The sequence below is a fragment of the Blastococcus sp. CT_GayMR20 genome (assembly GCF_004570345.1).
This window is the reverse complement of sequence record NZ_SPQM01000166.1, coordinates 1-8,833: the sequence shown is the minus strand read 5'-3', so window position 1 is coordinate 8,833 and position 8,833 is coordinate 1. Positions and strand designations below refer to the sequence as shown.

Annotated in this window: 9 protein-coding genes and 1 pseudogene; 3 read left to right on the top strand and 7 right to left on the bottom strand. The window is 72.0% G+C overall.

Features of this window, described 5'->3' with window-relative positions:
* On the bottom strand, nt 1-1,710 hold a 1,710-nt coding region (locus E4P40_RS23855), incomplete at its 3' end, for a thioredoxin domain-containing protein (RefSeq protein WP_135160861.1).
* Nucleotides 1,711-1,727: 17 nt separating this feature from the next.
* Nucleotides 1,728-2,264, bottom strand: coding sequence for a phosphate-starvation-inducible PsiE family protein (locus tag E4P40_RS23850; protein ID WP_135160860.1), 537 nt, complete (start codon nt 2,262-2,264; stop codon nt 1,728-1,730).
* A gap of 245 nt (nt 2,265-2,509) precedes the next feature.
* Between E4P40_RS23850 and E4P40_RS23845 the strand changes: the two genes are divergently transcribed.
* Nucleotides 2,510-3,046 carry a hypothetical protein gene (locus E4P40_RS23845; protein ID WP_209305490.1) on the top strand — a complete coding sequence of 179 codons (537 nt, stop codon included), beginning with the start codon at nt 2,510-2,512 and terminating at the stop codon, nt 3,044-3,046.
* A 22-nt stretch (nt 3,047-3,068) separates the two neighbouring features.
* Here the strand turns inward: E4P40_RS23845 and E4P40_RS23840 are convergent, their stop codons facing one another.
* Both E4P40_RS23840 and mca read right to left on the bottom strand, forming a co-directional pair.
* Nucleotides 3,069-3,386 (bottom strand): hypothetical protein, encoded by a 318-nt coding sequence (locus E4P40_RS23840; RefSeq protein ID WP_135160859.1) that lies wholly within the window; start codon nt 3,384-3,386, stop codon nt 3,069-3,071.
* The gene (mca, locus tag E4P40_RS23835) at nt 3,383-4,270 is read right to left on the bottom strand and encodes a mycothiol conjugate amidase Mca (RefSeq protein WP_135160858.1); all 888 of its coding nucleotides are present in this window, start codon (nt 4,268-4,270) and stop codon (nt 3,383-3,385) included. The genes E4P40_RS23840 and mca overlap by 4 nt, the downstream gene beginning before the upstream one ends.
* A gap of 260 nt (nt 4,271-4,530) precedes the next feature.
* On the opposite strand from mca, the gene greA reads away from it, so the two are divergent.
* Entirely contained in the window at nt 4,531-5,034 is a 504-nt protein-coding gene (greA, locus tag E4P40_RS23830; protein WP_135160857.1) for a transcription elongation factor GreA, read from the top strand.
* Nucleotides 5,035-5,042: 8 nt separating this feature from the next.
* Nucleotides 5,043-5,366: an RNHCP domain-containing protein gene (locus E4P40_RS23825; RefSeq protein WP_245160551.1), complete on the top strand. Its 324-nt coding sequence runs from the start codon at nt 5,043-5,045 to the stop codon at nt 5,364-5,366.
* Nucleotides 5,367-5,394: 28 nt separating this feature from the next.
* On the opposite strand, the gene E4P40_RS23820 is transcribed toward E4P40_RS23825, so the two are convergent.
* The 3 genes and pseudogenes from E4P40_RS23820 to E4P40_RS23810 all read right to left on the bottom strand — a co-directional run.
* A complete protein-coding gene (locus E4P40_RS23820) occupies nt 5,395-7,458 on the bottom strand; it encodes a M3 family metallopeptidase (RefSeq protein WP_135160855.1) in 2,064 nt (687 codons plus the stop codon).
* A gap of 87 nt (nt 7,459-7,545) precedes the next feature.
* A complete protein-coding gene (locus tag E4P40_RS23815) occupies nt 7,546-8,343 on the bottom strand; it encodes an ABC transporter permease (RefSeq protein ID WP_135160854.1) in 798 nt (265 codons plus the stop codon).
* Nucleotides 8,340-8,833: pseudogene (locus tag E4P40_RS23810) on the bottom strand (DUF4162 domain-containing protein); the annotation flags it as partial. The gene E4P40_RS23815 and the pseudogene E4P40_RS23810, both read right to left, overlap by 4 nt.

The following is an 8,833-nucleotide window of genomic DNA, read 5'->3' as shown; positions in this document are numbered from 1 at the left end:
AGCGCGCTGCGCCTGGGCGACGAGCCGCGCCAGCGAGCCGACCGCCGCCGTGCCGAGCTCCAGGTGGCGCGGCGAGCCGGCGAGGGCGCCGTAGGTGACGGCGGCACCCGCGGCGGTGGCGATCCCGGCCGGGGTCGGCCCGTCCCCGGGGTCGAAGGGCCGGTGGATCAGCGCCTCGGCGTCGGCGGCGGTGTCGTGCCAGCCGTCGGCATCGATGAACTGCTCGGCGACGACGTCGAGCAGGTCCCCGGCCAGCTCGAGCCAGCGCCCGTCCGCCGTCGCCTGGTGCAGGGCCAGCAGACCCTCGGCGAGGTCGCCGTAGTCCTCGAGCACGCCGACGTGGCGGCCGGCCACGCCGTCCCGGGACGCCCGGCGCAACCGGCCGTCCACCCAGTGGGTCCCGGCCATGAGCTCCGCGGCCCGACGGGCAGCCACCACCGAGCCCTCGTCCCCGGTCAGCACCCCGTGCTCGGCGAGGGCGGCGACGGCCAGGCCGTTCCAGGCGGTGACGACCTTGTCGTCCCGCGCCGGCTGGGGGCGATCGGCCCGGGCGGCGAGCAGTCGCTCCCGGACGGCGGCCAGCCGGACCGGGTCGTCGGGCTCGTGCAGTCGCTGCAACGTCGAGCTGCCGTCCTCGAAGGTGCCGTGCCGGGTGACCTCGAACTGCGCGGCCGCCCACCGCCCGTCCTCCGGCCCGAGGACGTCGACCAGCTGGGCCGGCGTCCAGACGTACGTGAGCCCCTCGACCCCGTCGGCGTCGGCGTCCAGCGCGGAGGCGAACCCGCCTTCCGGTGTCCCGAGGTCGCGGACGAGGAAGGCGGCGGTCTCGTCGGCGACGCGACGGGCCCACGGCTCGCCCGTCGCCCGCCAGTGGTGCAGGTACACCCGCAGCAGCAGCGCGTTGTCGTACAGCATCTTCTCGAAGTGGGGCACGACCCAGCCGGCGTCGACGGAGTACCGCGTGAAGCCTCCGGCCAGCTGGTCGTAGATGCCGCCGCGCGCCATCGCCTCGAGCGTGCCGGTGGCCATGCGCAGCGTCTCGGCGTCGCCGGTGCGCGCGTGGTTGCGGAGCAGGAACTCCAGCACCATGGACGGCGGGAACTTGGGCGCCGCACCGAAGCCGGCCGACGTCTCGTCGTAGGTCGCGGCCAGCGAACGGACGGCGGCGTCGAGGACGTCGGCCGACAACGGCGTGGGCGCCCCGAGGTCCAGCCGGGTCGACAGGGCACCGACGATCTGCGCGCCCGCGGACTCGAGCTCGGCTCGACGATCGGCCCAGGCGTCGGCGACGGCGGCCAGCACCTGGCGGAAGGCGGGCATGCCGTGCGCGGGCCGGGGCGGGAAGTAGGTTCCGCAGTAGAACGGCTCCCCGTCCGGCGTGGCGAAGACGGTCATCGGCCAGCCCCCGTGGCCGGTCATCGCCTGGGTCGCGGCCATGTAGACGCTGTCGACGTCCGGCCGCTCCTCGCGGTCGACCTTGACGCAGACGAACCCCTCGTTCATCTGCGCCGCCGTCGCCTCGTCCTCGAAGGACTCGTGGGCCATGACGTGGCACCAGTGGCAGGCGGCGTAGCCGACGGAGACCAGCACCGGGACGTCGCGCTCCCGCGCCTCGGCGAAGGCCTCGGGGCCCCACTCCCGCCAGTCGACGGGGTTGTCGGCGTGCTGCAGGAGGTACGGGCTCGTGGCGGTGGCGAGTCGGTTCGGCACGCCTCCTGACTACCCGCTCAGTCGACCTGACGCTCGGGAGCCGGCGGCCCGCTGTCCCCCTCGTCCGGCTCCCGCTCCTTGCGGCGGAGCAGGAACGAGGTCAGGCCCAGGAGCAGCACGAGCACGCCGAGGACGGCGATCTCGGTGATCCGGTCGTCGAACTCCGCCCCGTTGCCCACCTCCTTCGCCGACTCCACCGACAGGACGACGATCTCCTTGATCGAGGCGATGATGCCGACGAGCAGGAAGGGCTCGGCGAGCAGCTCGCGCTTCTCCACGGTCGAACGGACGGCGAAGAGCAGTTCGACGACGATGAAGACCAGCAGCAGGATGTCGAGCAGGTCCAGGATCGGCTGCTCGGAGAAGTCCGACAGCAGCCCCCAGGTCGTCTTGCCGGCGAGCGCCAGGCAGACCAGTGCCGTGCCGACGAGGAAGGCGGCGATCCCCGCGTAGACGACGTTCTCCGACACCTCGAGCAGGCGGGTGCCGAACCGGCCGATCCCCGGGGGGTGGCCGTCGTCCTCGGACCTGGAGGTGCGCTGCTTCGCGGGCATCCGGTGATCGTGCCCGACGGACCGCAAACGGGCAGGTCATCACCGAGCGCACCCGGTCGGGTGCAAGAGCGGCAAGAGGTGGCCCGGACCAACCAGTCCGCAGGTTGCGTCTAGCAGAGTTCGCCAGCCGACACGCCGATATTCGTCCGTCTACGGCATTAGCTGCCCATGGTGGTAGCGGGCGTGTCGGCGGACTCTGACGACTGCACTACCAACGACGGTGGTGTACCTGCCAGGAGGCTCCCATGTCCCGAACCCCGATCCGTCTCCTCCTCCTCACCCTGGCGTCGGTGCTGGTCGCCGTCGCCCTTCCCGCCACGGCGCAGGCGGCGCCGTACTGCGGGATCACCTGGGGCTCGCTCGCCAAGCACGCGGGCCACAACGACCCCGGTTCGCTCGGCGACGAGTTCCGTCAGGCCCGGGTCGGACGACACGACTGCTACGACCGGCTCGTGCTCGACATCGGCGGCACCACGGCCGTCAACTCCTACCGCGTCGAGTACGTCGACAAGGTCAGGTCCGACGGCTCCGGCTTCGTCGTGCCCCTCCGCGGCGGGGCGTTCCTGCAGATCACCGTCGGGGCGCACGACATGACCCGCACCTCGGTCAACCCGGACGTCACCGGCTTCCGGACGTTCCGCCAGGTGGCCGCGGCCGGCTACCACGAGGGACTCACCAGCGTCGGTCTCGGCGTGCGGGCACGCCTGCCGTTCCGCGTACTGACCCTCGCCGGCCCGGGCGACTCGGTGCGCGTCGCGATCGACGTGGCCCACGCCTGGTAGACGCACCCCGGCGGTCGGCCGGTCAGCTCCCTCGGGGGCTGTCCGGCCGGTCGTCGTCGCGGCGCGGCGGCTCGATGGCGAGCGGCGCCTTGCGGAGGTCGTCCAGGAGCTGCTCTCCCGGCTTCGCCTCGAACAGCTCCGACGCGTCGTCGGGGATCTCCTCGACGCGCTCGGCCGGGTCGAAGCTGGCGGGCACCCGCTTCAGGTGCTTGGACATCGAGCGGACCAGGAACACGACGGCGATCAGCAGGACGACGGTCAGCAGAAGGCCCAGCGGGCCGGACTTGCCGACGTCCTCGGGCAGCTGTTCGCCGGCGGCGGCGAGCAGATCGACGGTCATCGGACCCCCACCTCACTGCGGATCCCCGCGAACAGATCGTCCTCCGGAACCGGCACGTCGACCAGCGTCCGGGCCAGCTCGTAGTCCTCCGTCGGCCACACCCGCTGCTGCGTCTCCGGCGGGCAGGCGAACCAGCGCCCCTCGGGGTCGATCTGGGTGGCGTGCGCGATCAGCGCGGCGTCCCGGACGGGGAAGTACTCCGCGCAGGGCACGCGCGTGGTGACCCGGTGGGAGATGTCGTGCGCCGGGTCCCAGTTCTCCAGCCACTCGGTGTAGGGCGACTCCGCACCCGTGGCGAGGATGGCCTCGTGCAGCGCCTTCGTGCGCGGCAGCGTGAAACTCATGTGGTAGTAGAGCTTGCTCGGCTGCCAGGGCTCGCCGAGGCCGGGATAGCGGTCGGGATCGCCCGCGGCCTCGAACGCGTGCACCGAGATCTCGTGGGTCTTGATGTGGTCGGGGTGCGGGTAGCCGCCCCGCTCGTCGTACGTGGTGACGACCTGCGGCTTGAAGCGGCGGATCAGCTCGACCAGCGGGGCCGCCGCCTCCTCGATCGGGACCAGCGCGAAGCAGCCGTCGGGCAGCGGGGGCAGCGGGTCGCCCTCGGGCAGCCCGGAGTCGACGAACCCGAGGAACACCTGCTCGACCCCGAGGATCTCGCGGGCCCGGTTCATCTCCTCGACGCGGATCTGCGGCAGCCGTTCCCAGACCTCGGGCCGGTCCAGCGCGGGGTTCAGCACCGAGCCACGTTCGCCACCCGTGCAGGTCGCCACCAGGACGCGGGCACCCTCGGCGACGTACTTCGCCATCGTGGCTGCACCCTTGCTCGACTCGTCGTCCGGATGGGCGTGGACGGCGAGGAGGCGCAACTGGTCGGGATCGGTCACCGGAACATTGTCCCCCGTCCGGCGCGTGGGTCGACCCGCCCCCGGACCGCCGCCGCCCGTCGGCCCTGTTCAGACACCCGCTCGGGGGAAATGTGCCACTGGTCACCAACACGGTCCGGTACGGTTCCGCATCTCCGGCCCGCGGCCGGGACCGCACGGCGCATCCGTGCAGCGCCGTCGGCGCCGGTGTTAGCTTGGCCGGATCGACCATCGGCCGCCCCGTCCGGGGACGGCCACCCGAGTTCCAGGAGTTCCCCCTCGTGTCCACCCCTACTGACGAGCAGTCCCAGGGCGTCTGGCTGACCCAGGAAGCCCACGACCGGCTGAAGGCCGAGCTCGACCAGTTGGTGGCCGGCCGCCCGGCGATGGCGGCGGAGATCAACGCCCGCCGTGAGGAGGGCGACCTCAAGGAGAACGGCGGGTACCACGCGGCCAAGGACGAGCAGGGCAAGCAGGAGGCCCGCATCCGTCAGCTGACCGACCTCCTCCGCAAGGCCCGGGTCGGCGCCGCGCCCACCGAGGCGACGAACGCCGCGCTCGGCACGGTCATCACCATCCGGTTCGCCGGAGATGACGACACCGAGAAGTTCCTGCTCGGATCGCGGGAGATCGCCGGGACGACGGACCTCACCGTGTACTCGCCGGAGTCCGCGCTGGGCTCGGCGATCATGGGTGCCGCGCCGGGGACGACAGTGACGTACAAGGCTCCCAACGGCCGGGACATCAGCGTCGAGGTCGTCGCGGTCGAGCCCTTCGTCCCCTGACCGCGTCCGTGGGCGGCCGCTCGAGGCGGGCGGAGAACACCGGCTTCGAGTGCGTCCACTGCCACTCCGAGGTGCCGGCGAACACCGACGGGCACTACCGCAACCACTGCCCGTACTGCCTGTGGTCGCTGCACGTCGACGAGCTGCCGGGCGACCGGGCCAGCGAGTGCCGCCGTCCGATGGAGCCGATCGGGCTGGTGGAGAAGTCGGGCAAGGGCTGGCAGGTCGTGCACCGGTGCACGGAGTGCGGGCACCGCCAGCCCAACCGCCTGGTGCGCGAGGGCGAGAGCCCGGACGACCTCGACCTGGTGCTCTCGCTGCCCTGGTTGTGAGTTCGGCACTCGCAACCGACGCGCGCCCTCATGCGGCGGGGGCGAGACCTCTCCGCCGCAGCAAGGGCGCCGGGTCGGCGTCCCGTCCGCGGACGGCGCGGAACGCGGCCAGCGGGTCCACCGAACCGCCGACCGAGAGCAGCCGGCCGCGGAAGGTGTCGCCGTTCTCCCGGCGCAGGCCACCGTTCTCCTTGAACCACTCCACGGTGTCGGCGTCCAGGACCTCCGACCAGATGTAGGAGTAGTACCCGGCGGCGTACCCCCCGGCGAAGATGTGCTGGAAGTAGGTCGTCCGGTACCGCGGCGGCACGAGCGGCGAGGACACCCCGGCCGACTCCAGGGCCTGATGCTCGAAGGCGATCGGATCGCCGATCTCGGTCTCCGGCGTGATCCGGTGCCAGGCCTGGTCGAGCAGGGTGGCGGCCAGGTACTCGAGCGTCCCGAAGCCCTCGCCCCAGAGCCGCGCCTCGTCGATCGCCCGGACGACGTCGGCGGGCAGTGGCTCGCCGGTCTCGACGTGCTTCGCGTAGTTGCCTAGCACCTCCGGCCAGAGCGCCCACATCTCGTTCACCTGGCTCGGGAACTCCACGAAGTCCCGCGGCACCGCGGTGCCCGAGAAGCGCGGGAAGGTGACCGCGGAACTCAGCCCGTGCAGGGCGTGGCCGAACTCGTGGAAGAGGGTGTTGACCTCGTCGAGGGTCAGCAGCGTCGGCTGGCCGTCGGCGGCGCGGGACACGTTGAGGTTGTTCACGACCACCGGCTGGGCGTCGAGGAGCCGTGACTGGCGGACGAACGAGCTCATCCACGCACCGCCGCGCTTGCCGTCGCGGGCGAAGAAGTCGCCGAGGTAGAGGCCGACCGGCGCGCCGTCGGCGTCAATGACCTCCCACACCCGGACGTCGGGGTGGTACCCGGCCAGGTCGGGCCGCGGCGCGAATCGGTAGCCGTAGAGCAGCTCCGCCGCATGGAAGACGCCGTCGACGAGGACCCGGTCCAGCTCGAAGTACGGACGCAGTGCGGTCGTGTCGACCGCGTACCGCTCGGCACGGACCCGCTCGCTGTAGAAGGCCCAGTCCCACGGAGCCAGGTCGTCGATCCCGTCCGCAGCCGCGGCCTCGCGCAGCACGGCGGCCTCCGCCTCGGCGTTGGCCACGGACGCGGGCACCATCGAGGCCAGCATCTCGTCGACCGCCGCGGTCGTACGCGCGGTCGAGTCGGCCAGGACGACGTCGGCGTGGGTGTCGAAGCCGAGCAGGCGTGCGCGGTCGGCGCGGAGGCGGGCGATGCGCTCGGCCACCGGCCGGTTGTCGTGCTCGCCGGCCGAGGCCCGCGTCAGCGAGGCCTCGAACACCCGCCGCCGGAGTTCGCGGTTGCGCAACTTGGTGAGGACGGGCTGACCGGTCGGCAGCAGGAGGGTGATGAGGTAGCCGTCGACCCCGCGGTCGGCCGCTGCGGTCGCGGCCGTCGCGATGGACTCGTCGTCGAGCCCGTCGAGCTCGGCGGCGTCCGCGACACCGACCGCCGCCGCCTCGGTGGCGAGCTGCAGGTTCTGCCCGAAGGCGGTCGACAAGGTCGAGAGCTCCTGGTTCAGCTCCGTGAGCCGTTCGCGGCCGGCCTCGTCGAGGCGGGCTCCGGCCAGCACGAAGTCGAGGTGGTAGCGCTCGGCCAGCCGGACGGACTCGTCGTCCAGGCCCGCCTCGTGCCGGGCCGTGTGGACGGCGTCGATCTTCGCGAACAGGGCCGGGTCAAGCCGGATCGCGTCGTCGTGGGCGGCCTCGACCGGCGCGATCTCCCGCTCGATCTCGCGCATCCGGGGCGTCGACACCGACGAGGTGAGGTTGCCGAAGACGTTCCACGCACGGGTCAGCAGCCCACCCGACCGCTCGAGCGCCACGATCGTGTTCTCGAACGTCGCCGGTCCGGGTGCCGCCACGATCGCGGCCACCTCGGCCCGCTGCTCGGCCATGCCGGCCAGGAGCGCCTCGCGGCAGTGCTCCGGGCTGATGTCACCGAACGGCGGCAGGCCGAACGGCAGCACCGACGGCCGGCTCAGCGGGTTGTCAGAAGCCAGGGGAACGGTGTCGACGCTCATCGCCGTCCATCTTGTCGGTCCGTGTCCGGCCCCGCTGCAGGGGCCCACGCCGAGCGTGCGAGGTGTGGGGGGCAGCGGGGTCCTTTCTCAGCGGCTCGCGGTGTTCTTGTACGCGCGCACCGACAGCGGGACGAAGATCGCCAGGATCACCACGCCCCAGATCGCCGAGTAGAGCACCGGGTTCTGCAGCGACCAGACGTCCGGCGCCCCGAAGGAGTTGCCGAACAGCTCGCGCGCGGCCTGCACGACGGCGGAGACGGGGTTCCACTCCGCGAAGTGCCGCAGCACGGGAGGGAACGTCTCCAGCGGGGCGAAGGTGTTGGCCACGAAGGTGATCGGGAAGATCACGATGAAGCTGGCGTTGTTGACCACCTCGGGCGTGCGGACCAGCAGTCCGACCAGCGCCATCATCCAGGACACGGCGTAGGCGAAACCCAGGAGCACGAGGAACCCGGCGACGGCCTCGCCGACCGACGTGTGGATCCGCCAGCCCACGACCAACCCGGTCACCGCCATCACGACGATGGACAGCGCGTTGAGGAACAGGTCGGCGACGGTCCGCCCGATCAGGACGGCCGACGGCGACATGGGCAGCGACCGGAACCGGTCGATCAGGCCCTTCTGCAGGTCGTCGGCAAGACTCGCGCCGGTGATCGTGCTCCCGAACACCACGGTCTGGGCGAAGATGCCCGGCAGCAGGAACTCCGCGTAGCTGACGTCGCCCGGCACGTTGATGGCGCCGCCGAAGACGTAGCGGAAGAGCAGCACGAACATGATCGGCGAGAGCGTGGCGAAGACGATCAGGTCGGGCACCCGCTTGACCTTGATCATGTTGCGGCGCGTGATGGTGAGGCCGTCGGACACGGCCAGCGACAGCGAGCTCATCGGACGCTCCCCCCGGTCGGGACCGGCTCCCGGTCGGCCGGTGATCGGTCCTGCTCGCCGTGCGCGGCGCCCTTCCCGTCCTCCTCGGCGGCGTGCCCGGTGAGGGTGAGGAAGACGTCGTCGAGATCCGGCCGCCGCAGGCCGACATCCAGGATCTCCACGCCGCTGCCCTCCATCAGTCGCAGCGCCTCGGCGAGCACGTCGGTGCCGCCGGAGACCGGGAGGCTGAGCCGCCGGCTCTGCTCGTCGGACTGCGGCTCGTCGACGGCCAGTGACCGCAGCCGCTTCGCCGCCTCCGCGACGTCGGACGGCCGGGCGACGGTGAGCTCCAGCCGCTGACCGCCGACCTGGGCCTTGAGCTCGTCGCCGGTGCCGCGGGCGATGACCTTGCCCCGGTCGATGACCACCATCCGGTCGGCCAGGCGGTCGGCCTCCTCCAGGTACTGGGTGGTCAGCAGGATCGTCGTCCCGCCGTCGGCGAGTTCGGCGA

What these genes read in the sequence shown, in the direction of transcription:
- E4P40_RS23850 (WP_135160860.1), bottom strand. Translation starts at nt 2,264, where the DNA reads ATGCCCGCGAAGCAGCGCACCTCCAGGTCCGAGGACGACGGCCACCCC.
- E4P40_RS23845 (WP_209305490.1), top strand. Translation starts at nt 2,510, where the DNA reads ATGTCCCGAACCCCGATCCGTCTCCTCCTCCTCACCCTGGCGTCGGTG.
- E4P40_RS23840 (WP_135160859.1), bottom strand. Translation starts at nt 3,386, where the DNA reads ATGACCGTCGATCTGCTCGCCGCCGCCGGCGAACAGCTGCCCGAGGAC.
- E4P40_RS23820 (WP_135160855.1), bottom strand. Translation starts at nt 7,458, where the DNA reads ATGAGCGTCGACACCGTTCCCCTGGCTTCTGACAACCCGCTGAGCCGG.
- E4P40_RS23815 (WP_135160854.1), bottom strand. Translation starts at nt 8,343, where the DNA reads ATGAGCTCGCTGTCGCTGGCCGTGTCCGACGGCCTCACCATCACGCGC.